This window comes from Klenkia soli (genome assembly GCF_900103975.1).
Taxonomy (GTDB): Bacteria; Actinomycetota; Actinomycetes; order Mycobacteriales; family Geodermatophilaceae; genus Klenkia; species Klenkia soli.
The window spans coordinates 219,256-244,399 of record NZ_FNIR01000003.1; the positions used below are offsets into that span (position 1 = coordinate 219,256).

Sequence of the window (25,144 nt, forward strand, 5' to 3'; positions counted from 1 at the left end):
CCTCGCGGTCAGGTGCGGGCGTCGACCAGCTGCAGCTGCCCGGTCTCCCGGCTGCCCACGAACACCCGCCCGGTGGTCGGGTCGACGGCGACGGTGTTGGGCTGGCGCACGGTCGGGAACCGGGCAACCTCGGTGAGTTCGTCGCCGGCGGTGGAGAGCCCGACGACCTCGTTGGTGGCGGTGAGCGTCACCCAGACCACCTGGTCGGTGCTGTCGTAGGCCAGGCCGTACGGGTTGCCGTCGAGCTCGTAGGTCGACTGCAGCTCGAGCGGGTCCGAGCCGTAGACCAGCAGCGCGTCGCCCCGGGTGTCGGCGACCAGGAACCGGCCCCGGCCGTCGGCGACCACGTGGGTGGGTCCGTCGCCGGCGTCCAGCACGGTCTGCAGCTCGCCGGCCGCGACGTCGTAGGTGGTGATCGTGAACGCCCCGACGTCCACCACCCCGGCGACGTCCCCCACGGTGGCCACCCCGCCGGGCTGGGTCTGGCTGTCGAAGGTCCGGGTGACCTCGCCGTCGGTGACCACCGACAGCGTGCCGCCCTTCTCGTCGCCGACCAGGATCTGCCCGCTGGCCACCTGGGCGGCGTCGTGCGGGTAGTCGCCGACCGCCGTCTCGGTCACCTCGCCCCCGGGGAGCGCGACCTGGACCAGCGTGTTCGAGTCCTCCGCCGGCACCAGCACGGGTCCGCCGGGTGCGGCCAGCTGCAGGTGGCGCGCGTGCCCGGGCAGCATGATCTCCGCCTGCGTGACGCCGTCGACGTCGGTCAGCACCAGGCGGTTCGGGTCCCGCACGGCGACGGCGAGCAGGCCGGTGACCGGGTCGAAGACCATCCCCTCGGCATCGGGGTCCAGGTCGACCACCGTCCCGGCCGGGTCGGTGGTGAGCTCGGGGGAGTCGGCCGGCTCGGCGGCCTTCGCCGGCTCCGCGGCGGCCGGGGCGGCGTCACCCGAGGAGCACCCTGCCAGGACGAGGGCGACGGCGAGGGAGCAGGGCAGCAGGACGGCGGCGGTGCGGCGCATCGCTCCACCGTGCGGGATCGACGCAGGCCGCGCAGAACGGGGTGGCCGGACATCCTGCACGGTGGGCGGCCGGTGCCCGGTGCGGCCACCGTCAGGGATGTCGGGCCACCCCTGGTCACGCGGCGGGCAGCAGGTCGAGCATCCGGTCCACCGCGGTCGACCAGGGGAAGTCGGCCGCCCGGGCGCGGGCGGCCCGCCGGCGGACCTCGACCGGGACGGCGAGCACCTGCTCGACGGCGTCGGCGAACGATCCCGCGTCGTCGGCGGCCGCGGCCCCGTGCTGCCCACCGGTGACCAGTTCCCGCAGCGCCGAGCTCGTCGAGGCCACGACCGGGGTGCCGCAGGCCAGCGCCTCGAGCCCGGCCAGCCCGAACGTCTCGTGCGGGCCGGGCGCGAGGGCGACGTCGGCACTGGCCAGCAGGGTGGCGAGTTCGCCGCGGTCGGCGACGTGGCCCAGCCAGCGCACCGGCTGCCCCGCCGTGGCGGTCCGCAGCCTCGGGGCCAGCGGTCCGTCACCGACGACGACCAGCGTCGCGCGCACCCCGCGCCGCCGCAGCTCGACGAGGGTGTCCAGCGAACGCTGCGGGTGCTTCTCGGTCGAGAGCCGGCCGCAGTGCACCAGCAGGACGTCGGAGCGGTCCAGCAGCTCGGTCCGCAGCCGGGTGTCGAACCGGTCGGGGGCGAAGGTGCGCAGGTCGACCCCCGGCGGCACCTGGGCGACCGGGTGGCCCAGCCGGGCGAACTCCTCGGCGGCGAAGTCGGTGCTGCAGACCACCAGGTCGTGGCCCGCGGCCGTGCGCCGGTTGGCCGCGTCGGCCACCCGGCGGGCGGCGGCCGGCGGCAGCAGCCACTGGGTGAGGAGCCGGTCCAGCCGCTCGTGGGCCAGCACCAGGGTGGGCACGCCGCGCTCGGCTGCCCACCGGCCCAGCCCGCGCAGCGTCGTCCGGTCCGACACCTCGATCCGCTCGGGGGAGAGCTGCTCGAGCAGCCGCCGCACCCGCCACGGGTCCATCACCCGGTAGCCGCCGGTCCCCGGGACCCGGGGCGCGGCGAGCGTCAGCCGGGTGACGGTGCCCGGGGCCACGTCGGCCGGGTCGCCGTCGGTCCGGGACCCGGGGACGACGACCGCGACCGCGTGGCCCCGGTGCTCGTAGCCCAGCGCGAGCCGGTCGACCGCTGTCCGCAGTCCGCCGGAGGTGGGGTGGTGCAGGTTGGCGACGAGCACGATGCGCACCCGTGCACGGTCGCCCGCCCACCTGGCCGGTGCATGACGGCGGGATGGCGGTTGGCTGACCCTCTCGTGAGGGTCAGCCTGGTCAGCGGGAGTAGTGCTCCACGACCAGCTGCTCCTCGCACTGCACCGGGATCTCCGCGCGCTGCGGCCGGCGGACGACGAAGCAGGTCAGCTCGGCCAGCCGGACGTCGAGGTACTTCGGCGCCTCGGCGTGGGCACCGGAGGCCGCGACCTGGAAGGGCTGCTTGGGCCGGCTGCGCTCGGCGATCGCGACGACGTCCCCGGGCTCGACCCGGTAGCTGGGCCGGTCCACCCGCCGGCCGTTGACCGTGACGTGGTGGTGGGTGATGTTCTGCCGGGCCTGGTAGATGGTGCGGGCGAATCCGGCGCGCAGCACGGTGGCGTCCAGCCGCGACTCCAGGTCCAGCAGCAGCGCCTCGCCGGTCTTGGCACCGGTGTTGCGGCCCTGCTTGCGGGCCCGGTCGAAGGCCAGCCGCAGCTGGGTCTCGCTGACGTCGTACTGCGCGCGCAGCCGCTGCTTCTCCAGCAACCGGGTCTTGTAGTCGCTGGTGCCCTTCCGCTTGCGGCCGTGCTCGCCCGGCGGGTACGGACGGCGCTCGAAGTACTTCACGCACTTCGGCGTCAGCGGCATGCCCAGGGCGCGGGACAGACGCACCTTCGGTCGGGGGGTGTTCACGGGGCCTCCTCGTTTAAGTTAGCCTCACCTTACTCACACCGAAGACGAGGACCCACGATGACGTCGACCACCCCGCCCGCCGTCCGACCCACCGCCGCCGAGCGCGCCCGCAGCGTGGCCTGCCGCCCCTCGGCCGCCGTGTGCGCCGCGGGTGTGTCCGGGTCGCGGGTGCTCGCCCACGCCACCACCCGGGCCGGTCAGGTGTTCCTCGTCGTCGCCGAGGACGGCGAGCTCGCCGCCGCCGTCCGCACCGCGCCCGAGGGCGACCTGCCCGCGCTGCTGATGGTCACCGACCACGCCCCGGTCCCGCTGCGCGACCAGGTCCGGGCCCAGCTGTGGCTGTCGGGCTGGCTCACCCCGGTGCGGGCGGAGGACCAGCGCGAGGTGGCCCTGGCCTTCGCCGACGTCCAGCCCGCCGGCGCGCTGCTCGACGTCGGCGCGACCGCCACCCTGCTCCGCCTGGACCTCGCCGAGGTCGTGCTCGGCGAGGGCGGCAGCACCGTCGAGCTGACCCCCGAGGACTACGCCGCCGCCGAGCCCGACCCGCTGGTCGGGGTCGAGACCGCTGCCTTGCAGCACCTGGACGCCGACCACCCCGGCGAGCTGGCCCTGCTCCGCTCACGCATCCCCGGCGCCTGGTTGGCCGACGCCGACGTCGTCCGGCCGCTCGGCCTGGACCGCAGCGGGTTCCGGCTGCGGATCGAGTCCGAGCGCGGGCACCGCGACGTCCGGGTGCCCTTCGACGCGCCGGTCAGCTCGGAGGCCGAGCTGGGTCCGGCGGTGCACCGCCTCCTGTGCGCGGCCCGGCGCTGCTGCCGCCAGGGCTGAGCTCCACCCACCGGTCCGGCGCCAGGGCGGCGAGGAACCGGTGGTCGTGGCTGACGGCCACCAGCGCCCCCCGGTAGCCCTCGAGGGCCGACGTCAGCTGGGCGACACCCACCAGGTCCAGGTTGTTGGTCGGCTCGTCGAGCAGCAGCAGCTGCGGCGCCGGCTCGGCGAACAGGGTGGCGGCCAGCGTGGCCCGCAACCGCTCCCCGCCCGACAGCGCGCCCACCGGCAGCGCGGCGCGGTCGCCGCGGAACAGGAACCGGGCCAGCAGCGTCCGCCGCTCCGCCTCCGGCCGCTCGGGCGCCGCCGCGGCCAGGGCGTCGGCGACCGTCGTCGCCGGGTCGAGCAGGTCCAGCCGCTGCGACAGGTAGGCCACCCGGCCCGCGGTGCGGCGCACCGTGCCGGCGTCGGGCTCGAGGTCCCCGGCCAGCACCCGCAGCAGCGTGGACTTGCCGCTGCCGTTGGGCCCGGTGAGCGCCACCCGCTCGGGGCCGCGCAGCTCGAGGTCGATCCCGACGCCGAACAGCTCGCGCACCCGCACGCCGACCGCCTCGACCACCGTCCGGCCCGCCGGCACCTCGGTACCGGGCAGGTCCAGCACGATCCGCTGGTCGGCCCGCACCCCCTGCTCGGCGCGGTCCAGCCGCTCGCGGGCGCGGTCCACCCGGTCGCCGTGCGTGCCGTCGGCGCGGCCGGCCGACTCCTGCGCCCGCCGCTTCCGCGCCCCCAGCAGGATCGTGGGGATCCCGGCGTCCGGGGCCCGCCGCGCCGCACTGCCCGCCCGCCGCTCGGCCCGCTCCCGGGCCTCCTGCTTCTCCTTCTTCTCCCGCCGCAGCGCCTGCTCGGCGGTCTGCACCTCCCGGGCCACGGCCTCCTGCTCCGCGGCCACCGCGGCCTCCCAGGCGCTGAAGGGGCCCGAGGTCGTGCGCAACCCACCGCCGTCGAGCTCGGCGATGCGGTCCACCCGCTCCAGCAGCTCGCGGTCGTGGCTGGCCACCACCAGCGTGCCCGGGAAGCCGTCGACCACGTCGTACAACCGGGCCCGGGCCGCGCCGTCCAGGTTGTTGGTCGGCTCGTCGAGCAGCAGGACGTCGGGCCGGCGGAGCAGCTGCCCGGCCAGCCCGACGGTCACCACCTGCCCGCCCGAGAGCGTGTCGAGCCGGCGGGTCAGGGCGACGTCGTCCAGCCCCAGGCGTCCGAGGACGGCGGTGGCGCGCTCCTCGACGTCCCAGTCGTCGCCGACGGTGTCGAGCAGCTCCACGTCGCCGGCCTCCACCGCGGCGATGGCGGCGAGCACGGGCGCGACGCCGAGCACCTCGGCGACGGTGGCGTCGGCGATGAACGGGAGGTCCTGCGGCAGGTACCCGAGGACGCCGTCCACGGTGGCCGAGCCGGCGTCGGGGGTCAGCTCGCCGGCGACCAGCCGCAGCAGCGTGGACTTGCCGGCGCCGTTGGGGGCGACCAGCCCGGTGCGGCCGGGGCCGATCGTCGCGGTGACCCCGTCGAGCACCGGGGTGCCGTCGGGCCAGGAGAAGGAGAGCGCGGAGAGGGTGATGGGCACGGGAGGACCTCGCGGGGACGCCGGGGGAGTGGGCGGGGGCGAGGTGTCACAGCACGTGGTCGATGCTGCCGCACCCAGGCGCGCGCCGCACCCGGTTTTCCACTGCCCCCTCCGGATGGGCGGGTGCGCGGCCGAGGCGTCAGGCGAGGTGGTCGCGGAGGAGCTGGGCCAGGCGGGTGCGCCGGGGCTTCACGTCGACCTCGCGCACCGCCCGCGCCAGAGCGGCGCCGCTGGCGTGCACGATCGACAGGTGCCGCTGCGCGCGGGTCAGCGCGGTGTAGACCAGCGGTCGGGACAGCATCCCGCCGGCCTCGGGGGGCAGGACGACGACCACCCCGGGCCACTCCGACCCCTGCGCGCGGTGCACGGTGATCGCCCAGCCGTGCTTGAGGTCGCCCAGCGCGGAGGTCGGCACGGTGCACGGCCCCGAGCTGAAGTCCACCGACAGCGTGCCGTCGCCGGTGCCGGTGACCACGCCGACCTCGCCGTTGGCGAACCCGACCGGCTCGAGGTCGAGGTGGTTGGCGGTGGCCACGACCCGGTCGCCGACGTCGAAGCCCCACACCGTGCCGTCACCGGGGTTGAGCTGCGCCTTCAGCGCCTTGTTCAGCTCGATCGTGCCGGCCGGCCCGCGGTGCACCGGGGTGACCACCTGCACCGTGGCGGGGTCCAGCGACAACGCCCGGGGGATGGAGTCGGTGACCAGCTGCACCACGCGGCGGGCGGCCTCGGCGCTGCCCTGCGCCGGCACGATCACCACCTCGCGGTCGGGCGACTCCACCTGCACCAGCTCCCCGCCGCGCACCCCGGTGGCCAGCTTGGCGATGGCACCGCCCGCGGCCTGCCTGTGCAGGATGGTCAGCTCGGTGACCGGCACGACCCCGGAGTCGATCAGGTCGCCCAGCACGTGGCCGGGGCCGATGGAGGGCAGCTGCGCCGGGTCGCCGACCAGCAGCAGGTGGGTGCCGTCGCCGCACGCCTCGAGCAGCGCCGCGGTCAGCTCGACGTCGAGCATCGAGGCCTCGTCGACGACCACGACGTCGGCGTCCAGCGGCCACTCCTCGTTGCGGGCGAACCCGCCGGTCATGCCCTGCGCGCCCAGCAGCCGGTGCACGGTGGTGGCCGGGTGGTCGGTGAGCTCCTCCAGCCGCTTGGCCGCGCGCCCGGTGGGGGCGGCGAGGGCCACCTCGACGTCGTGGGTCTGCAGCAGCTTCACGACGCTGGCCACCGTGCGGCTCTTGCCGGTGCCCGGGCCGCCGGTCAGCAGCGAGACCCCGGCGGCGAGCACCTGGGTCACGGCGTCCTTCTGGGCGGGGTCCAGCCCCTTCGCCACGGACCTCACCGAGCCGGGGCTCGCGACCGGCTCGGCGGTGGCGGCCAGCCGGGCGATGCCCTCGGCGACGGCGTCCTCGGCCATGCCGTAGCGGGCCAGGCTGAGCGTGCGCAGCGACGGGTCGGGTTCGTCGTCGGACTCGTCGTCGAAGGGCGGTTCGTGCTCGAGCACGTCGCCGCTCTCGATCGCCGCGACCACGGCGGCGGCGACGTCGTCGATGCCCTCGGCGCGCAGCGCCGCGAGCACCTGGTCGATCGGCAGCACGGTGTGGCCGTCGCGGGTGGCGGTGCGCAGGGTCAGCGCGACCAGTGCCCGGCCGCGCCGGCTGTCCTGCCGGTCGGCCCCCTTGAGGACGGCGATGGCGAGCCGGTCGGCGTCGGCGAGGGAGACCTGGTTGAGCAGCAGCAACCGCCACGGGTCGTCGCGCAGCCGGCGGCCGGCGTCGGGCCCCAGCACCTCGCCCACGCCGGCGGCCAGCTTGGCGGCGATGCCGGCGCCGACCAGCAGCTCGACGACCTCGTAGGCCGGGGCCGCCGAGAGGAAGGAGGAGAACAGCCGCTCGGCGCGCTGCCGGCCCACCCGGGGCAGCTTCACCAGGTTGTCGGCGGTGACGTCGTCGGGGCGCTGGATGCCGGCGCCGGGCAGCTCGGCGGCCGCGCGCTTGCCCAGCCCGGGCCAGAGCCCGGCGGCGGTGAAGGCGGCGAAGACGGGGTCCGGGGAGGTCATCCGGGACGGCGGTCGGGGTAGCTCGTGTGCGGCGAGGACACCTCGTCCAGGGCGAACCGGATCGCCGCGGGCAGGCTGACCTCCTCGGCGTCCAGGCTGACCTGCAGCTGCGCGGCGGTGCGCGCGCCGACCACGGGGGCGACGACGCCGGGCCGGTCGCGCAGCCAGGCCAGCGCCACGGCCAGCGGCACCGTGTGCAGGCCCTGGGCGGCGGTGCAGACGGCCTCCACCACGCGGTCGGCGTCCTTGGAGCGCAGGCCGTCGACGAAGCCCGACCACTGCGCCGAGGCCCCGCGGCTGTCGCTGGGGGTGGTGTGCCGGTACTTGCCGGTGAGCAGCCCGCGGCCCAGCGGCGACCACGGGAGCAGGCCGATGCCCAGCGCCTCGGCGGCCGGCACGACCTCGCGCTCGATGCCGCGCTGCAGCAGCGAGTACTCCATCTGGCTGCTGACGATCGGCGCCCGACCGGGCCAGGCGCGCTGGTGGGTGGCGGCCTGCGCGGTCTGCCAGCCGGTGAAGTTGCTCACCCCGACGTACCGGGTGCGGCCGCTGCTGACCGCGGTGTCCAGCGCGGCGAGGGTCTCGTCGAGCGGGGTGTGCTCGTCCCAGGAGTGCAGCTGCCACAGGTCGACGTGGTCCAGGCCCAGGCGCTCGAGCGAGGCGTCGAGGGCCGCCAGCAGGTGCCCGCGGGAGGCGCCCCGGCCCATCGCGCCGCTGCGCGTGCGGCCCACGGCCTTGGTCGCCACCAACACGTCCTCCCGGGGGACGACGTCCGAGAGCAGCCGGCCCAGGGTGCGCTCGGACTCGCCGTCGACGTAGACGTCGGCGGTGTCCACCAGCGTGCCGCCGGCGTCGACGAAGGCGGTGAGCTGCATCGCAGCCTCGTCCTCGTCGGTGTCCTTGCCCCAGGTCATCGTGCCCAGCGCGAGCCGGGAGACCACCAGGCCGCTGCGCCCCAACGCCCGCTGTTCCACGAGGGGTCAACCTACCGGGAGCTGCCAGGGCCGGACCGTAGGCTGCCGCCCCGTGGGTTGGGTAGAAGCAGTCGTCCTCGGGTTGGTGCAGGGACTCACGGAGTTCCTGCCCATCTCCTCCAGCGCGCACCTGCGGGTGGTCGGCGCCGTCTTCGGCTGGGACGACCCGGGGGCCGCGTTCACCGCGATCACTCAGATCGGCACCGAGATCGCGGTGCTCCTCTACTTCCGGCACGACATCTGGAACATCATCCGCACCTGGGTGCTGTCGCTGGCCCGCAAGGAGCTGCGCAGCGAACCCGACGCCCGCATGGGCTGGCTGATCATCATCGGCTCGATCCCGATCGTCGTCCTGGGGCTGCTGTTCCAGGACCAGATCGAGACGACGTTCCGCGACCTGCGGATCATCGCCATCGCGCTGGTCGTGTTCTCCCTGGTCCTGTACTTCGCCGACCGGATCGGCACCAAGCAGCGGCAGCTGGCCGACCTCACCGTCGGGCACGGCGTCCTGTACGGGCTGGCGCAGGCCGCCGCGCTGATCCCCGGCGTCTCGCGGTCCGGCGGCACGATCACCATGGGCCTGTTCCTGGGCTACTCCCGGGCGGCCGCGGCGCGCTACTCGTTCCTGCTGGCCATCCCCGCCGTCCTGGGGTCGGGGTTCTTCCAGGCCTACGAGTCGCTGGGCAGCGGCATCGAGTGGGGCCCGACGATCGTCGCGACCGTCATCGCGTTCGGCGTCGGGTTCGCCGTGATCGCCTGGCTGCTGCGCTACCTGGAGCGCGGCACCTTCACCCCGTTCGTCGTCTACCGGATCGTGCTGGGCCTGCTCCTGCTCGCGCTGGTCGGCGCCGGCGTGCTGACGCCCTAACCTCGGGGGCATGACCACCGTCATCCTCCTGCGCCACGGCCGGACCACCGCGAACGCGTCCGGCCTGCTCGCCGGCTGGACCCCCGGGGTGCAGCTGGACGAGAAGGGGCAGGAGCAGGTGGCCGCCGTCGGCGCACGCCTCGCGCCGGTTCCGCTCGCCGCCGTCGTCTCCAGCCCGCTGGAGCGCTGCCAGCAGACCGCCGGCGCCGTGCTGGCCGGGCGCGAGCTCGAGCTGCAGACCGACGACCGGCTGGGGGAGTGCCGCTACGGCGACTGGACCGGCAAGCCGATCAAGGACCTCCTGAAGGAACCGCTGTGGAAGGTCGTGCAGCAGCACCCCTCCGCCGCGGTGTTCCCCGGCCCCGAGGGCGAGGGGCTCGCGCAGACCCAGGCCCGCGCCGTCGCCGCCGTGCGCGAGTGGAACGCCCGGCTGGGCCCCGACGCCGTCTGGCTCGCCTGCACCCACGGCGACGTGATCAAGGCCATCCTGGCCGACGCCTACGGCATGCACCTGGACTCCTTCCAGCGCATCGTCGCCGACCCCGCCTCGATCTCGGTGGTCAGCTACACCGAGACGCGGCCGTTCGTGCTGCGGGTCAACGACTCCGGCGGTGACGTCAGCGGGCTGATCCCGCCGAAGAAGAAGGCCCGCCGCTCCCGCAAGGCCTCCTCCGACGCCGTCGTGGGCGGGGGCGCCGGCCCCGCCGGCGCGTAACCTCGTCGCCGTGCCACGCCAGGTCTTCCTCTTCGAACGCCCCGTCCGCTTCGTCGCCGGCACCGTCGGCCAGCCCGGTGACCGCACCTTCTACCTGCAGGCCGCCGACCAGGCCGGCCGCGTGGTCAGCGTCGCCCTCGAGAAGTCGCAGGTCGAGGTGCTCGCCGAGCGCATGAGCGAGCTGCTGGACGAGATCGCCACCCGCGCCACCACCGTCGTCCCCCCGGACGCCGACGTCGACGACCTGGACCCGCTGACCGCCCCGGTCGACGAGGAGTTCCGGGTCGCGGCCATGGGGCTGGCCTGGGACGGCGAGCAGCAGGCCGTCGTCGTCGAGGCCGTGGCCGCCGGTGAGGAGCCGATCGACGAGGACGCAATCCTCTCCGACGCCGACGAGGGCCCCGACGCCCTCCGGGTGGTCATCACCCCCGCAGCCGCCCGCGGCTTCGTCGCCCGGGCCCGCCGGGTCGTCTCCGCCGGCCGCCCGGCCTGCCCGCTGTGCTCCATGCCGCTGGACCCGGCCGGGCACGTCTGCCCGCGGCAGAACGGGTACCGGCGCTGACCGAGCCCGAGGGCCGCACGGGCGACGAGCTCGTGGACGCCTTCCTCGACGGTGACCTCGACGACCTGGTGGACGACGGGGCCGACGACGAGGAGTACGAGGACGACGAGTCCGGGGACGGCGAGACCCGCGAGGTGGAGGGCCTGGCCTTCGACCACGGCGACCGCCGCTCCCCGCGGGACGACGCCGAGGCCCGCACCCTGCTGCTGGACGGCGAGCTGGACCTCGAGGGCCGGCTGCTCGACGCCTCGAACGTCACGCTGATCGGGGCCATCCGCACCGACGATCTGGCGGGGGAGTGCGTCTACAAGCCGGTGCGCGGCGAGCGCCCGCTGTGGGACTTCCCCGACGGCACCCTGGCCGGCCGCGAGATCAGCGCCTACCTGGTCTCCGAGGCCACGGGCTGGCGGGTCGTGCCGCCGACGGTGCTGCGCGACGGGCCGTTCGGCAGCGGCATGGTGCAGCTGTGGCAGCACATCGACCCCACGGTCGAGATGACCACGTTCGTGCGCCGCGACGTCCCCGAGCTGCGCCGGATGGCCGTCTTCGACGCGGTGGTCAACAACGCCGACCGCAAGGGCGGCCACATGATCCCGGTGGCCGGTGGCCACGTGTACGGCGTTGACCACGGCATCTGCTTCTCCGCCGACCCCAAGCTGCGCACCCTGCTGTGGCGCTGGGCGGGGCAGCCGCTCACCGACGAGGCGCTGGAGGTGCTGGAGCGGCTGCAGGACCAGCTGCGCGGCGACCTCGGCGAGCAGCTGCACGAGCACCTCACGCGCACCGAGGTCCGCCGCACCCAGCAGCGGGTCGCCGACCTGCTGCGCAGCGGCCGGCACCCCGAGCCCAGCGGTGACTGGCCCGCCCTGCCCTGGCCGCCCTTCTAGCCGGTGGCGGCCTGCTCCAGCGCCTCGAGCGACTGGTCCAGGAACGTGCGCGGGAACGCGGGCAGCCCGCCGATCTCGTCGCGGACGGCCTGCGGCGTGGCGCTCCAGTCGTAGGTGAGCGTCACCGCGGTCCCGTCGCCCTCCGGCGCCAGCTCGTACCGCCACGTCCACCCGCCGGTGCCCAGCTCGCCGGCGTCGTCCACCTGGCCCGGCTCCCAGGCAATCACCCGGTCGGGTTCGAACGCGACGACCCGGTTGTGCATCACGTAGGGCTTCCCGCTGCTCGGGAACGCCATGTGCATGCCGAACACCTGACCCACCGCGGTGATCGGGGCCGGGTCGAGGGCGTCCCGCACCCAGTTGCCGGGCTCGGTCTCCCGGTGCCGGGTCGGGTCGGCGAGCACGGCGAACACCGCCTGTGGCGTGGCGGGGACGATCCGGCTGACCACGAACCGCTCCTCGGCGCTCATGCCTGGGCCGCCGGTGCGCCGTACAGCCGGGCGACGTCGGGGGAGTCCAGCCAGCCCGCGTAGGTCTCGCCGACCGGCCAGCCCTCGGGGTGGTCCTGCCAGGGCTCCTGGCGTCCCCACGGGAGGAGGTCGACGAGGGGGAAGGTGTGGCTGAGCTGCTCGACGCCGCGGCCGGACGTCGTCCACGTGCGGAAGACCTGGTCCCCGCGCCGGAGGAGCACGTTGACTCCGAACCCGCCGCCGGCCGGGGCGCCCAGGTCGGCCCCGAACGGGCTGTCGGCCGTGGAGTACCAGGTCAGCCGGTTGCCCACCTTCTCCCGGTAGGCGAGCGCCTGGTCGATCGGGCCCGGGGTGACGACGACGAAGCGGGCGTCGTAGCCGTGCAGGAATCCGGTGCCCCGGAACTGCGAGGTGAAGCTGGTGCAGCCGCCGCACTGCCACTGGGCGCCCGGGTGCCACATGTGGTGGTAGGTGATCAGCTGCGCGGCGCCCTCGAACACGTCGACCAGCCGGACCGGTCCGTCGGCCCCGACCAGGGTGTACTCGGGCAGCGCGACCATCGGCAGGCGGCGCCGCTGCGCCGCGATGGCGTCGAGCTCGCGGGTGGCCGCCTTCTCGCGGGCCCGCAGCTGGTCGAGCTGCGCCTGCCACTGCGCTGCGTCGACCACCTCGGGCCACGCGGTGGGGGTGCTGGACACGGTGCCTCCTCGTCGAGGGATGGGTGCGCGGCTCCCACGCTGGACCCGCTCGGCGTGCGCGGTCAAGGGCACCGGTCCGCACCGGGTGCTCACCGGCCCGGCCACCTGTCGGACACCGCCCGTAGGCTTCCGACGTGCTGAGCTGGCCCGCCCCCCTCCTGCCCTCCCTCCCCGGGAACGGCCCCGCCCTGCGGTTGCACGACACCGCACGCGCCGAGGTCGTGGCGACCAGCCCGGGCCCCACCGCGCGCATGTACGTCTGCGGCATCACGCCCTACGACGCCACGCACCTCGGCCACGCCGCCACCTACCTGGCCTTCGACCTGGTCAACCGGCTGTGGCGCGACCTCGGCCACGCCGTGCACTACGTGCAGAACGTCACCGACGTCGACGACCCGCTGTTCGAGCGGGCGAATCGCGACGGCGAGGACTGGATCGTGCTCGGCATGCGCGAGACCGCGCTGTTCCGCGAGGACATGACCGCGCTGCGCGTGCTGCCGCCCGAGGACTACGTCGGGGCCGTCGAGGCCATCCCGCAGATCGTCGCCCACGTCGAGGAGCTGCAGGCCGCGGGCCTGGCCTACACGCTCGACGACGGCACCGGCGACGTCTACCACGACATCGCGCAGGCGCCGGGCTTCGGCGGCGAGAGCGGCTACGACGAGCCGACCATGCTGCGGCTGTCCGTCGAGCGCGGTGGCGACCCCGACCGGCCGGGCAAGCGCAACGCGCTCGACCCGCTGCTGTGGCGCGGTGCCCGCGAGGGCGAGCCCTCCTGGGCCGGCCCGCAGGGCGTCGCCGGGCGCCCGGGGTGGCACGTCGAGTGTGCCTCGATCGCGCTGGGCACGATCGGCATGGGCTTCGACGTCCAGGCCGGCGGCAGCGACCTGGTCTTCCCGCACCACGAGTTCTCCGCCGTCCACGCCGAGGCGCTCACCGGCACCAAGCCCTTCGCCCAGGCCTACGTGCACGCGGCGATGATCGGCCTCGACGGCGAGAAGATGAGCAAGAGCCGGGGCAACCTGGTGTTCGTCTCCCGGCTGCGCGGCGACGGCGTCGATCCCATGGCGATCCGGCTGGCCCTGCTGAGCGGGCACTACCGCACCGACCGCGCCTGGACCCCCGACCTGCTCACCGCCGCCGAGCGTCGGCTGGCCACCTGGCGCGAGGCGGTCACCCGGCAGTCCGGTGCGTGCGCGGCCGAGGTGCTCATCGCCGTCCGCAAGCGGTTGGCCGACGACCTCGACTCACCCGGCGCGATCGCCGCGGTCGACGCCTGGGCCCTGGCCACCCTGGGCGGCGGCGACACCGCCGAGCAGGACGAGGGCGCCCCCGACGTCGTCCGCGACGCCGTCGACGCACTGCTCGGCGTGGCGCTGTAGGCGCGGTGAGCACCTCCTTCCGGCTCACCGACCGGGCCGCCCGCGAGCAGGCCGAGCAGTCGCTCGCCCCGGGGGCCGCGCGGTCCACGGCGTCCCGCGGCCGGGTGCGGCCCGAGCCCGAGGACCCGCTGCGCACGGCCTACGAGCGCGACCGCGACCGGATCCTGCACGCCAAGGCGTTCCGCCGGCTCAAGCACAAGACGCAGGTCTTCCTGCACCCGGACGGCGACCACTTCGTCACCCGGCTCACCCACACCCTGCAGGTCACCCAGGTCGCCCGGTCGCTCGCCGCCGCGCTGGGGCTGAACGAGACCCTCGCCGAGGCGATCGCCCTGGGCCACGACGTCGGGCACTCACCCTTCGGCCACATCGGCGAGGACGCCCTGGAGCCCTACGTCCCCGGCGGCTGGCACCACGCCGCCCAGGGCGTGCGCATCGTCGAGGTGCTCGAGGACCTCAACCTCACCTGGGAGGTCCGCGACGGCATCCGCGCGCACAGCTGGAAGATCGACCCGCCGCCGACCACCCGCGAAGCCGAGTGCGTGCGGTACGCCGACCGCATCGGCTACCTGTCGCACGACGCCCTGGACGCCGTCCGGGCCGGCGTGCTGCGGCCCGGCGACCTACCCGCCCGGGCCCGGGCGGTCTTCGGCGAGCCCGGCAGCCAGATGGTGGGTGCGATGATCGACGCCGTGGTGGCCGGCAGCCTGGCCGACGGCGGGCGCGTGGTCATGGAGCCCGACGCGCTGGAGGCCATGCACGAGCTGCGGGCGTTCATGTTCGAGCGGGTCTACGGCTCCGAGGTCGCCGCCGGGCAGAAGCACGTAGCGGTCGGGGTGATCCGCCGGCTGGTCGAGCACTACCTGGAGCACCCCGAGCAGATCCCGGCCAGCTACCGCGACCCGGCCGCCGGCACGATGACCCAGGTCGTCGACCACGTCACCGGCATGACCGACCGCTACGCCCTCACCACCCACGACCGCCTCTTCGACGCCGACGCGAGCCTGCGGATGACGCCCCTCCTCTAGCGCTCGCGGCGCTTGAGGTAGCGCTCGAACTCGCGGGCGATCTGGTCGCCGTCAGCCTGGCTGAGGTCGCTCTCCGTGGCCCGCTCCTCGAGGGAGCGGACGTACTCGACGACCTCGTCGTCGTCGGCGGCCATCTCGTCGACCTGCTTGACCCACTGCTCGGCCTGCTCGGGCAGGGCGCCCATCGGCACGGTGAGCTCGAGGACCTCCTCGACCCGGTGCAGCAGCGCGACGGTGGCCCGCGGGGACGGCGGCTGGGACACGTAGTGCGGGACGGCGGCCCAGAAGCTCACCGCGGGCAGCCCGGCCTGGACGCAGGCGTCCTGGAACACCCCGAGGATGCCGGTCGGCCCCTCGTAGGTCGAGGTCTCCAGGCCCCACTTCTGGGCCGACTCGGTGTCGTAGGCCGAGCCCGAGACCGGGGTGGGCCGGGTGTGCGGGGTGTCGGCCAGCAGGGCCCCCAGGGCCACCACCGTGGACACCTGCAGCTCCTGCAGGATCGCGATCAGCTCGGCGCAGAACCCGCGCCACCGCATGTTGGGCTCGATGCCGCGCACCAGGACGACGTCGCGGTCGCCGCCCGCGGGCGTGCGGGCCACCGAGATGCGGGTGGTGGGCCACTCGATCCGGCGGCTGACGCCGTCCTTGAGGGAGACCTGCGGGCGGTTGACCTGGAAGTCGTAGTAGTCCTCGGGGTCCAGGGCGGCCAGCGGCTCGGCGTCCCAGATGAGCTCCAGGTGCTCCAGCGCGCCGGTCGCGGCGTCCCCCGCGTCGTTCCACCCCTCGAAGGCCACCACGACGACGGGGTCGGTGAGCCGGGGCAGGTCGGACGGAGTCGGGTCGATCACCCGACCGAGCCTACGTCGCCCGCGCGGTGTGCCCCCGGCACCGCGGCCCGACGTGCGACCATGGGGTGATCCGGTCGCACCGTGGAGCCCCGCAACGCAGCCGACTCGCCCCGCCGGCGAGCCGCACCCGTTGACCCGTGAGGTACCCGTGCCGCAGTCACCCGACGTCCGTCCCGACGCCACCGAGCAGCTTCGCGAGCTGCTCAGGCAGCGCATCCTCGTGCTCGACGGCGCGATGGGCACCGCGATCCAGCGCGACCGCCCCGACGAGGCCGGCTACCGGGGCGAGCGCTTCGCCGACTGGCCCAGCGACGTCCAGGGCAACAACGACCTGCTCAGCCTCACCGCGCCGGACATCATCCGGGGCATCCACGACGAGTACCTGGCCGCGGGTGCCGACCTGCTCGAGACGAACACGTTCAACGCGACGTCGATCTCGCTGTCGGACTACGGCATGTCCGACCTGGCCTACGAGCTGAACGTGGCCAGCGCCCGGTTGGCCCGGGAGGCCGCCGACGCGGTCGGCACGCCGGAGAAGCCGCGGTTCGTGGTCGGCGCGATCGGCCCGACCAGCCGGACGGCGTCCATCAGCCCCGACGTCAACGACCCGGGCGCGCGCAACGTCAGCTACGACGAGCTCGTCGAGGCCTACCGGGTGCAGGCCGACGGGCTGGTCGACGGCGGGGCCGACGTCCTCCTGGTCGAGACGATCTTCGACACCCTGAACGCCAAGGCGGCGATCTTCGCGCTGGAGTCGCTGTTCGAGGACCGCGGCCGCCGCTGGCCGGTGATGATCTCCGGGACGATCACCGATGCCTCGGGGCGCACGCTCTCGGGGCAGGTCACCGAGGCGTTCTGGAACTCGGTGCGGCACGTCCGACCGCTGCTGGTGGGGCTGAATTGCGCGCTCGGCGCGGCCGAGATGCGGCCCTACATCGCCGAGCTGGCGCGGGTGGCCGACACCTTCGTCTCCTGCTACCCCAACGCCGGCCTGCCCAACGCGTTCGGCGAGTACGACGAGGCCCCCGACGAGACCGCCGCGGTGCTGCGCGAGTTCGCCGACGCCGGGTTCGTCAACCTGGTCGGCGGCTGCTGCGGCACCACGCCCGCCCACATCGCCGCGATCGCCGGGGTCGTCGAGGGCCTGGCGCCGCGCACCCCGGCCGTCATGGAGCCGGCGCTGCGGCTGAGCGGGCTGGAGCCGCTGACCGTCGTCCCCGAGTCGTTGTTCGTCAACGTCGGCGAGCGCACCAACATCACCGGGTCGGCCCGCTTCCGGAACCTGGTCAAGGCCGGCGACTACCCGGCCGCCCTCGCCGTGGCCCGCCAGCAGGTCGAGGCCGGCGCGCAGGTCATCGACGTGAACATGGACGAGGGCATGATCGACGGCGTCGCGGCCATGGACCGCTTCGTCAAGCTGATCGCCGCCGAGCCCGACATCAGCCGGGTGCCCACGATGGTCGACTCCTCGAAGTGGGAGGTCATCGAGGCCGGCCTCAAGTGCGTGCAGGGCAAGAGCATCGTGAACTCCATCTCGCTGAAGAACGGCGAGGCCGAGTTCGTGCACCAGGCCCGGTTGTGCCGCAAGCACGGCGCGGCGGTGGTCGTCATGGCCTTCGACGAGGACGGCCAGGCCGACAGCCTGGAGCGGCGGAAGCAGATCTGCCGCCGGGCCTACGACATCCTGGTCGACCAGGTCGGCTTCCCGGCCGAGGACATCATCTTCGACCCGAACGTCTTCGCCGTGGCCACCGGCATCGAGGAGCACGCCACCTACGGGCAGGACTTCATCGAGGCCACCCGCTGGATCAAGCAGAACCTGCCCGGTGCGCTGGTCTCCGGCGGTGTCTCGAACGTCTCGTTCAGCTTCCGCGGCAACAACAAGGTCCGCGAGGCCATCCACGCCGTCTTCCTGTTCCACGCGATCCGGGCCGGCATGGACATGGGCATCGTCAACGCCGGCGCCCTCGAGGTCTACGACGAGGTGCCCGCGGAGCTGCGCGAGCGCATCGAGGACGTCGTGCTGAACCGGCGGCCCGACTCCACCGAGCGGCTGCTGGAGATCGCCGGGGACTACGCCGGCGACGGCAGCGTGAAGGAGGTGGCCACCGAGGAGTGGCGGTCGCTCCCGGTGGGGGAGCGCATCACCCACGCGCTGGTCAAGGGCATCGACGAGTTCGCCGAGACCGACACCGAGGAGCTCCGGCTGGAGATCGCCGCCCGCGGCGGCCGGCCGATCGAGGTCATCGAGGGGCCGCTGATGGCCGGCATGAACGTGGTCGGCGACCTGTTCGGCGCCGGCAAGATGTTCCTGCCGCAGGTGGTCAAGAGCGCCCGGGTGATGAAGAAGGCCGTGGCGCACCTGATCCCGCACATCGAGGCCGAGAAGCAGCCCGGGGACGCCGCGCGGTCCAACGGCACCGTCGTGATGGCCACCGTGAAGGGCGACGTGCACGACATCGGCAAGAACATCGTCGGCGTCGTCCTGCAGTGCAACAACTACGACGTCGTCGACCTCGGTGTCATGGTTCCGGCGCAGAAGATCCTGGACGCGGCCAAGGAGCACGGCGCCGACGTGATCGGGCTGTCCGGCCTGATCACGCCGTCGCTGGACGAGATGGTCGGGTTCGCCGCCGAGATGGAGCGGCAGGGCTTCGACATCCCGCTGATGATCGGCGGGGCCACGACCTCGCGGGCGCACACCGCCGTCAAGGTCGACCAGCGGTACCACGGGCCGGTGATCTGGGTGAAGGACGCCTCCCGGTCCGTGCCCGTGGTGGCCGCCCTGCTCTCCGACGAGCAGCGGCCCGGGCTGCTGGAGCTCACCGAGGCCGACTACGACGCCCTCCGCGAGCGGCACGCCGCCCGCGAGGACACCCGCTCGCTGCTGCCGCTGGCCGCCGCCCGGGCCGCGGCGCCCGCGCTCGACTGGTCGGACTACCGGCCGCCCCGCCCGCGGCTGCTGGCCCGGCAGGCGCCCGACGCGTGCCGAGGCCCGTCCTGCGACCACCGCGGCGGGCACGTCACCCAGTTCACGAAGGTCTTCACCGACTACCCGCTGGCCGAGCTGCGCGACTACATCGACTGGCAGCCGTTCTTCAACGCGTGGGAGATGCGCGGGCGGTTCCCCGACATCCTCAACAACCCGGCGACGGGGGAGGCCGCCCGGCGGCTCTACGACGACGCCAACGCGATGCTCGACCGGCTGGTCGAGGAGAAGTGGCTGCGCGCCGCCGGGGTGTTCGGCCTCTTCCCGGCCGACCGGGTCGACGGCGTGGAGGACATCACCGTCTACGCCGACGACGACCGCACCGAGGTCGCGGCGACCTTCCACCACCTGCGCCAGCAGGGCGAGGGCCGCGACGGCTCGGCCCGCAAGTCCCTGGCCGACTTCGTCGCCCCGGCCTCGACCGGGCTGCGTGACCACGTCGGCGCCTTCGCCGTCACCGCCGGGCTGGGGTCGGCCGAGAAGGTCGCCGAGTTCAAGGCAGACCTGGACGACTACTCGGCGATCATGCTGGAGTCCCTGGCCGACCGGCTGGCCGAGGCGTTCGCGGAGCGGCTGCACGAGCGGGTGCGCACCGAGTTCTGGGGCTACGCCCCCGACGAGGACCTGGACGGCGACGCCCTGCTGGCCGAGAAGTACCGCGGCATCCGGCCGGCGCCGGGCTACCCGGCCTGCCCCGAGCACACCGAGAAGCAGACCATCTGGCAGCTCCTGGACGTCGAGGCCACCGTCGGCATCGAGCTGACGGAGTCCATGGCCATGTGGCCGGGCGCCGCGGTCAGCGGGCTGTACTTCTCCCACCCGCAGTCGCAGTACTTCGTGCTCGGCCGGGTCGGCCGCGACCAGGTCAGCGACTACGCCGACCGCAAGGGCTGGACCGTGGCCGAGGCCGAGAAGTGGCTCTCGCCGAACCTGGGCTACCGGACGGAGGACGAATGAGAGCCGTGCTGTTCGACATGGACGGGACGTTGCTGGCGACCGAGCAGTACTGGGACGAGGCACTGGTCGAGCTCGGCGCCGGCTGGGGGAAGACGGTGGGGCCCGATGCCCTCGCGGCGACCGCCGGGGTCGACCTGGACGGCGCGATGGCCATCGTCCGGGCCGCCGTCGGCGTGAGCCGGACGCCCGAGGAGTCCGCGGCCGACCACACCTGGGTGGTCGACCGGGTCGAGCAGCTCATGGCCGAGGCGGTCACCTGGCAGCCCGGCGCCCGTGAGCTGCTGCTCGCCTGCCACGCGGACGACGTGAGGACAGCGCTGGTCACCACGACGCCCCGGGCCCTGGTCACCCACGTGCTGGGGCACCTGCGGGCCGACCTGGGGGTCGAACCGTTCGAGGTGGTGGTGTGCGGGGACGAGGTGCCTGCCCGCAAGCCCGACCCGTCGCCCTACCTCCAGGCCATGGCGGCCCTGGACCTCGGGCCCGCGGACTGCGTGGTGGTGGAGGACTCCCTCACCGGCAGCCGGGCGGGTCTGGACGCGGGCTGCCGGGTGCTGGGCGTGCCGGCCGGCCAGGTGCTCCCGGCCGAGGCCGGCCTGACCGTCGCCGAGGGCCTCGAGGGCGTGACCCCGGCCGTGCTGGCCGACCTGCCCCACCCCGTGCGCACCTGACCCCCCGTGCCGGCACCGGCGCAGCGGCCCGTGCGGTCGGTCAGCCCGCGGCGGTCATCGGGAGCGTCGTGCGCCAGCCGGCGGCCGCGGCGGCCTCGGCCGGGAACGGCGGGGGAGTGCCGCCGAAGGACGGGCAGAACGCCTGGTGGTCGCACCAGCTGCACAGCTTGCTGCGGTTGGGTCGGAAGTCACCGGTCTCGACGGCCCGCCCGATCGCCGCCCAGATCGCCTGCAGCGTGCGCTCGAAGCGCAGCAGCTCGGCCTCGTCGGGGCCGTAGGTCAGGACGTCGCCGTCCTTCAGGTAGATCAGCTTCAGCTGGGCGGCCACGACCCCGCGGGTGCGCCACAGCACCAGGGCGTAGAACTTCATCTGGAACAGCGCCTTGGCCTCGAAGGCCTCCCGTGGCATGCCGCCGGTCTTGTAGTCGACCACCCGGAGCGCACCGTTGCGGGCCACGTCGAGCCGGTCGACGTAGCCTCGCAGCAGCAACCCGTCGGGCAGGGTGACCTCGACCAACTCCTCCCGGCCCTCGGGCTGGATGCGGGTGGGGTCCTCGAGCCGGAAGTAGGTCTCGACCAGGGCACCGGCGGACTCGAGCCAGCCGGCCAGCTCGGTCTCGCCCGTGTCGGCGGCCTCGAACAGCTCGGCGACCCCGGGCTCCTCGCGCAGCTCGGCCCACGCCGGGTCGACCAGCTCGCGCGCGGCAGCCACGGTGCGCTGGTCGGCCGGGAGGTCGTACAGCTTCTCCAGCACCGCGTGCACCAGCGTGCCCCGGACGGCGGCCCGGGACTTCTTCTCGGGCAACCGGTCGATGGTGCGGAACCGGTAGAGCAACGGGCAGCTCTTGAAGTCCGCCGCCCGCGACGGGGACAGCGAGGGCCGGCGGGGCGTGGTGTCGGCCGCCGTCGTCCGCTGGTCGGCCGGGTCGGCCGACGGATCGGTGACGTCCAGCGCGAGCTCCGTCGTCGTCATGCCCGCCACGGTAGGTGCGGGGTCCGACAGAACTGCGCTCCGTAGGCTCGGCGTCCGTGGAACCCCAGCCGGACGTGCACGTCCCCGAGCCCCTCACCGCCCCCGGCACCCCGGCCGAGCCCGTCGACGGCGCGTTCGTCGTCGGCGACCGCGTCCAGCTGACCGACCCCAAGGGCAACCGGCACACCGTCGTCCTCGAACCGGGCAAGCAGTTCCACACCCACCGCGGTGCGATCGAGCACGACGCCCTGATCGGCGCCCCCGAGGGGTCGGTCGTGCACTCGACCAACAACACCGGGTACCTGGCGTTCCGGTTCCTGCTGGCGGACTTCGTGCTGTCGATGCCCCGCGGTGCGCAGGTCATCTACCCCAAGGACTCCGCCCAGATCGTCGGCTTCGGCGACATCGGCCCGGGCATGCGGGTGCTCGAGGCCGGGGCCGGCTCGGGCGCGCTGTCGATCTCGCTGCTGCGGGCGGTGGGCGGTACCGGCACCCTGACCAGCTACGAGCGCCGCGAGGACTTCGCCGAGGTCGCCCGCGGCAACGTGGCCTCCTTCCTCGGCGAGGTGCCCGACAACTGGTCGCTGCGGCTGGGCGACCTCGACCAGCACCCGGCCGAGGAGACCGTCGACCGGGTGGTGCTGGACATGCTGGAGCCCTGGGCCGTGCTGCCCACCGTCGCAGCGGCGCTGCGGCCCGGCGGTGTGCTCATCGGCTACGTGGCGACCACCACCCAGCTGTCGACCTACGTCGAGGCGTTGCGGGCGCAGGCCTGCTGGACCGAGCCGTACCCGTGGGAGTCGATGATCCGGCCCTGGCACGCCGAGGGCCTCGCCGTCCGGCCCGAGCACCGCATGGTGGCCCACACGGCGTTCCTGGTCACCTGCCGGCGGCTCGCCGAGGGTGCGGTCGCCCCGCTGCGGGCGCGCAAGGTACGCCGCTTCTGAGCGCCCGGCGGGCACGAGTGACGAGGTGTTGCACGCCTGTCACGCAGCGGCCCCGCGGTGCGGGCGTTCTGTCGTACGGCGTGGATACAGTGGCGGCTCGGCAGCCCCTGACGTGTGCGGAGGTGCGTGGTGGGTTCTCTCGGGCCTGATGAGTTCCGAGCGCGACGTGAGCGTGACGTCGCCTCCCTGGTGAGCCAGATCAGCTACCTCGAGGAGGAGATCGGCCTCCTGCGGCGCAAGGTGTCCGACAGCCCCCGGCAGGTGCGCGCGCTCGAGGAGCGGGTGGCCGAGGCCGAGGGCCGGGTGGCCTTCCTGTCCGAGCGCAACGACAAGCTCACCGACACCCTGCGGGGCGCGCGCGACCAGCTCGTGCAGCTCAAGGAGGAGATCGACCGCCTCGGGCAGCCGCCGTCGGGCTACGGCGTGTTCCTGGGCCGGTTCGACGACGGCACGGTCGACGTGTTCACCGGCGGCCGCAAGCTGCGGGTCTCGGTCTCCCCGGCGGTCGACGGCGAGGGCCTGCAGTACGGCCAGGAGCTGATGCTCAACGAGGCCATGAACGTGGTCGAGGCCCGCGGCTTCGAGCGGTCCGGCGACGTCGTCACCCTCAAGGAGCTGCTGGAGCCGATCGAGGGTCAGCCCGCCCGCGCGCTCGTCGTCGGGAACACCGACGAGGAGCGCGTGGTCCAGCTCGCCGACTCCCTGACGGGTCAGAAGCTGCGCAGCGGGGACTCGCTGCTGCTGGAGAGCCGCTCCGGGTTCGTCTACGAGCGCATCCCGAAGAGCGAGGTCGAGGAGCTGATCCTCGAGGAGGTCCCCGACATCGACTACGGCGACATCGGTGGCCTGTCGCGGCAGATCGAGCAGATCCGCGACGCCGTCGAGATGCCGTTCCTGCACAAGGACCTCTTCAAGACCTACGAGCTGCGCCCGCCGAAGGGCATCCTGCTCTACGGTCCGCCCGGCTGCGGCAAGACGCTGATCGCCAAGGCGGTGGCCAACTCGCTGGCCAAGCAGATCGCCGTGGCCCACGGGGCCGAGGAGGCCACCCGCGCGCGGTCCTACTTCCTCAACATCAAGGGCCCCGAGCTGCTCAACAAGTACGTCGGCGAGACCGAGCGGCACATCCGGCTGGTGTTCCAGCGCGCCCGCGAGAAGGCCAGCGAGGGCGCTCCGGTCATCGTGTTCTTCGACGAGATGGACTCCATCTTCCGCACCCGCGGCACCGGCGTCAGCTCCGACGTCGAGTCCACGATCGTGCCGCAGCTGCTCAGCGAGATCGACGGCGTCGAGGGCCTCGAGAACGTCATCGTCATCGGCGCCTCCAACCGCGAGGACATGATCGACCCGGCGATCCTGCGGCCGGGCCGGCTCGACGTGAAGATCAAGATCGAGCGCCCCGACGCCGAGGCGGCCCGGGACATCTTCACCAAGTACCTGACGACGACGCTGCCGATCCACACCGACGACCTGGCCGAGCACGGCGGCAGCCGCGAGGCCACCATCGCCGGGATGATCCAGTCGACGGTGGAGCGCATGTACACCGAGAGCGAGGAGAACCGCTTCCTCGAGGTGACCTACGCCAACGGCGACAAGGAGGTCCTGTACTTCAAGGACTTCAACTCCGGCGCCATGCTCCAGAACATCGTCGACCGGGCCAAGAAGATGGCCATCAAGGACCACCTGGAGACCGGCGGGCACGGCCTGCGGGTGGGCCACCTGATGGCGGCGTGCGTCGACGAGTTCAAGGAGAACGAGGACCTCCCCAACACCACCAACCCCGACGACTGGGCGCGGATCTCGGGCAAGAAGGGCGAGCGGATCGTGTACATCCGCACGCTGATCAGCGGCAAGGGCAACGAGACCGGTCGGGCGATCGACACCGCCACCAACACCGGTCAGTACCTGTAGACCGGTGCTGGGTCCGGCTCGGGGGGCGGTGTTGGCGTTCGGCGCCGCCCTCCTGCTGGTCGGGTGCACCTCGACCGTGGACGGCACGGCGTCCCCGGCGCCGGTGGTCGCGCCCACGCCGGGCGACGACCCGCTGGTCGACGCGCCCGCCGTCGGCACGTGCCACGACATCGAGACCACCTACTCGCCGCTCGAGGTCCCGCCCGTCGTCCCCTGCGACGCCGAGCACACGGGTGAGACCGCGGTCGTGCAGGACACCGGCCTGGCGCTGGAGGCCGCCTACCCCACCGAGGACGGAATCGACGAGGGCTACCTGGGCGACGTCTGGGACGAGGTCTGCGGGTACGACCTCGTCCAGGACTACCTGCAGGGGCAGGTCGGCGACCAGGCCTACGCCAGCTACACGCAGGTGCTCCCGACGCAGGAGCAGTGGGCGGCCGGTGCCCGGTGGGTGGCCTGCGACATCACCTACGGCTACGGCCAGCCCGAGCCGGCCCCGGGCCGCATGGCCGGTGCACTGCGGTCGGGCGAGACCGCCCCCTACCGCGCGTGCCTCGACGGCGATGCCCAGGTCAGCGATGTCGTCGCCTGCTCCGACGACCACTGGGCCGAGCAGATCAGCGGCTCGCCCGACATCGCCGAGGGCACCCCGTTCCCGGCCGACCAGGCGGCCCGGGCGCCGATCGCCGCGCAGTGCCTGCCGGCCGCGGTCGACTACCTGGACGGCCCGCTCCCCGCGGACGTCACCGTCGACATCACCACCGAGGACCCCGACGACTGGGCCGGCTTCCCGTTCGCCACCTGCGTGCTGGTCCCCACCGCGGGCGGTACGACCGACACGAGTTTCCGCGATCAATAGGCTGGCG

The 25,144-nt window shown here is 73.9% G+C and carries 22 protein-coding genes; 12 read left to right on the forward strand and 10 right to left on the reverse strand.

What is annotated here, in order from left to right; genetic code table 11:
• Positions 1 to 8: 8 nt before the first annotated feature.
• From BLS67_RS05935 to rpsD, 3 genes are all read right to left on the reverse strand, one after another.
• Entirely contained in the window at positions 9 to 1,019 is a 1,011-nt protein-coding gene (locus BLS67_RS05935; RefSeq protein WP_091241400.1) for an NHL repeat-containing protein, read from the reverse strand.
• 115 nt (positions 1,020 to 1,134) lie between these two features.
• Complete coding sequence (locus tag BLS67_RS05940) at positions 1,135 to 2,253, reverse strand: glycosyltransferase (protein WP_091241403.1); 1,119 nt, start codon at positions 2,251 to 2,253, stop codon at positions 1,135 to 1,137.
• Positions 2,254 to 2,335: 82 nt separating this feature from the next.
• Complete coding sequence (gene rpsD / locus BLS67_RS05945) at positions 2,336 to 2,950, reverse strand: 30S ribosomal protein S4 (RefSeq protein ID WP_091241406.1); 615 nt, start codon at positions 2,948 to 2,950, stop codon at positions 2,336 to 2,338.
• Positions 2,951 to 3,007: 57 nt separating this feature from the next.
• Here rpsD and BLS67_RS05950 point away from each other — a divergent pair, with 57 nt between their 5' ends.
• Positions 3,008 to 3,778: a DUF2470 domain-containing protein gene (locus tag BLS67_RS05950; protein ID WP_091241408.1), complete on the forward strand. Its 771-nt coding sequence runs from the start codon at positions 3,008 to 3,010 to the stop codon at positions 3,776 to 3,778.
• On the opposite strand, the gene BLS67_RS05955 is transcribed toward BLS67_RS05950, so the two are convergent.
• From BLS67_RS05955 to BLS67_RS05965, 3 genes are all read right to left on the reverse strand, one after another.
• Positions 3,702 to 5,339, reverse strand: a complete 1,638-nt coding sequence (locus tag BLS67_RS05955) for an ABC-F family ATP-binding cassette domain-containing protein (protein ID WP_091241411.1) — start codon at positions 5,337 to 5,339, stop codon at positions 3,702 to 3,704. The genes BLS67_RS05950 and BLS67_RS05955 overlap by 77 nt on opposite strands.
• Before the next feature lie 139 nt (positions 5,340 to 5,478).
• Positions 5,479 to 7,398: an AAA family ATPase gene (locus BLS67_RS05960; RefSeq protein ID WP_091241414.1), complete on the reverse strand. Its 1,920-nt coding sequence runs from the start codon at positions 7,396 to 7,398 to the stop codon at positions 5,479 to 5,481.
• A complete protein-coding gene (locus BLS67_RS05965) occupies positions 7,395 to 8,372 on the reverse strand; it encodes an aldo/keto reductase (RefSeq protein ID WP_091241416.1) in 978 nt (325 codons plus the stop codon). Before BLS67_RS05965 ends, BLS67_RS05960 begins: the two co-directional genes overlap by 4 nt.
• Before the next feature lie 52 nt (positions 8,373 to 8,424).
• Here BLS67_RS05965 and BLS67_RS05970 point away from each other — a divergent pair, with 52 nt between their 5' ends.
• From BLS67_RS05970 to BLS67_RS05985, 4 genes are read left to right on the forward strand one after another with little or no spacing between them, the layout of a single operon-like run.
• Positions 8,425 to 9,240 (forward strand): undecaprenyl-diphosphate phosphatase, encoded by an 816-nt coding sequence (locus BLS67_RS05970; RefSeq protein ID WP_091241419.1) that lies wholly within the window; start codon positions 8,425 to 8,427, stop codon positions 9,238 to 9,240.
• 10 nt (positions 9,241 to 9,250) lie between these two features.
• A complete protein-coding gene (locus tag BLS67_RS05975; protein WP_091241422.1) occupies positions 9,251 to 9,955 on the forward strand; it encodes a histidine phosphatase family protein in 705 nt (234 codons plus the stop codon).
• A 10-nt stretch (positions 9,956 to 9,965) separates the two neighbouring features.
• Positions 9,966 to 10,517 (forward strand): DUF3090 family protein, encoded by a 552-nt coding sequence (locus tag BLS67_RS05980; RefSeq protein ID WP_091241424.1) that lies wholly within the window; start codon positions 9,966 to 9,968, stop codon positions 10,515 to 10,517.
• Positions 10,518 to 10,549: 32 nt separating this feature from the next.
• Positions 10,550 to 11,404, forward strand: a complete 855-nt coding sequence (locus BLS67_RS05985; protein ID WP_242653852.1) for an SCO1664 family protein — start codon at positions 10,550 to 10,552, stop codon at positions 11,402 to 11,404.
• Here BLS67_RS05985 and BLS67_RS05990 read toward each other — a convergent pair.
• Together BLS67_RS05990 and BLS67_RS05995 are read right to left on the reverse strand one after the other, a co-directional pair.
• On the reverse strand, positions 11,401 to 11,874 hold the full coding sequence (locus BLS67_RS05990) for an SRPBCC family protein (protein ID WP_091241427.1): 474 nt from the start codon (positions 11,872 to 11,874) through the stop codon (positions 11,401 to 11,403). The two genes, BLS67_RS05985 and BLS67_RS05990, sit on opposite strands and share 4 nt — an antisense overlap.
• Positions 11,871 to 12,572 (reverse strand): DUF899 family protein, encoded by a 702-nt coding sequence (locus BLS67_RS05995; RefSeq protein ID WP_091241429.1) that lies wholly within the window; start codon positions 12,570 to 12,572, stop codon positions 11,871 to 11,873. Before BLS67_RS05995 ends, BLS67_RS05990 begins: the two co-directional genes overlap by 4 nt.
• A gap of 134 nt (positions 12,573 to 12,706) precedes the next feature.
• Between BLS67_RS05995 and mshC the strand changes: the two genes are divergently transcribed.
• The gene (gene mshC / locus BLS67_RS06000; protein WP_091241433.1) at positions 12,707 to 13,954 is read left to right on the forward strand and encodes a cysteine--1-D-myo-inosityl 2-amino-2-deoxy-alpha-D-glucopyranoside ligase; all 1,248 of its coding nucleotides are present in this window, start codon (positions 12,707 to 12,709) and stop codon (positions 13,952 to 13,954) included.
• Positions 13,955 to 13,959: 5 nt separating this feature from the next.
• Positions 13,960 to 14,982 (forward strand): HD domain-containing protein, encoded by a 1,023-nt coding sequence (locus BLS67_RS06005; protein ID WP_091241436.1) that lies wholly within the window; start codon positions 13,960 to 13,962, stop codon positions 14,980 to 14,982.
• Here BLS67_RS06005 and BLS67_RS06010 read toward each other — a convergent pair.
• A complete protein-coding gene (locus BLS67_RS06010; RefSeq protein ID WP_091241439.1) occupies positions 14,979 to 15,830 on the reverse strand; it encodes a PAC2 family protein in 852 nt (283 codons plus the stop codon). The genes BLS67_RS06005 and BLS67_RS06010 overlap by 4 nt on opposite strands.
• A gap of 148 nt (positions 15,831 to 15,978) precedes the next feature.
• On the opposite strand from BLS67_RS06010, the gene metH reads away from it, so the two are divergent.
• Positions 15,979 to 19,776: a methionine synthase gene (metH, locus tag BLS67_RS06015; protein WP_165617494.1), complete on the forward strand. Its 3,798-nt coding sequence runs from the start codon at positions 15,979 to 15,981 to the stop codon at positions 19,774 to 19,776.
• Entirely contained in the window at positions 19,773 to 20,447 is a 675-nt protein-coding gene (locus BLS67_RS06020; protein ID WP_242653853.1) for an HAD family hydrolase, read from the forward strand. The genes metH and BLS67_RS06020 overlap by 4 nt, the downstream gene beginning before the upstream one ends.
• Before the next feature lie 40 nt (positions 20,448 to 20,487).
• Here BLS67_RS06020 and BLS67_RS06025 read toward each other — a convergent pair whose 3' ends face one another.
• Positions 20,488 to 21,420: a RecB family exonuclease gene (locus BLS67_RS06025; protein WP_091241925.1), complete on the reverse strand. Its 933-nt coding sequence runs from the start codon at positions 21,418 to 21,420 to the stop codon at positions 20,488 to 20,490.
• Between the two features lie 56 nt (positions 21,421 to 21,476).
• On the opposite strand from BLS67_RS06025, the gene BLS67_RS06030 reads away from it, so the two are divergent.
• The 3 genes from BLS67_RS06030 to BLS67_RS06040 all read left to right on the forward strand — a co-directional run bounded on the left by BLS67_RS06030 (position 21,477) and on the right by BLS67_RS06040 (position 25,137).
• On the forward strand, positions 21,477 to 22,367 hold the full coding sequence (locus BLS67_RS06030) for a tRNA (adenine-N1)-methyltransferase (RefSeq protein WP_278247111.1): 891 nt from the start codon (positions 21,477 to 21,479) through the stop codon (positions 22,365 to 22,367).
• 189 nt (positions 22,368 to 22,556) lie between these two features.
• The gene (gene arc, locus BLS67_RS06035; RefSeq protein WP_242653854.1) at positions 22,557 to 24,278 is read left to right on the forward strand and encodes a proteasome ATPase; all 1,722 of its coding nucleotides are present in this window, start codon (positions 22,557 to 22,559) and stop codon (positions 24,276 to 24,278) included.
• A 28-nt stretch (positions 24,279 to 24,306) separates the two neighbouring features.
• Positions 24,307 to 25,137, forward strand: a complete 831-nt coding sequence (locus tag BLS67_RS06040; RefSeq protein WP_165617495.1) for a septum formation family protein — start codon at positions 24,307 to 24,309, stop codon at positions 25,135 to 25,137.
• Positions 25,138 to 25,144: the final 7 nt, after the last annotated feature.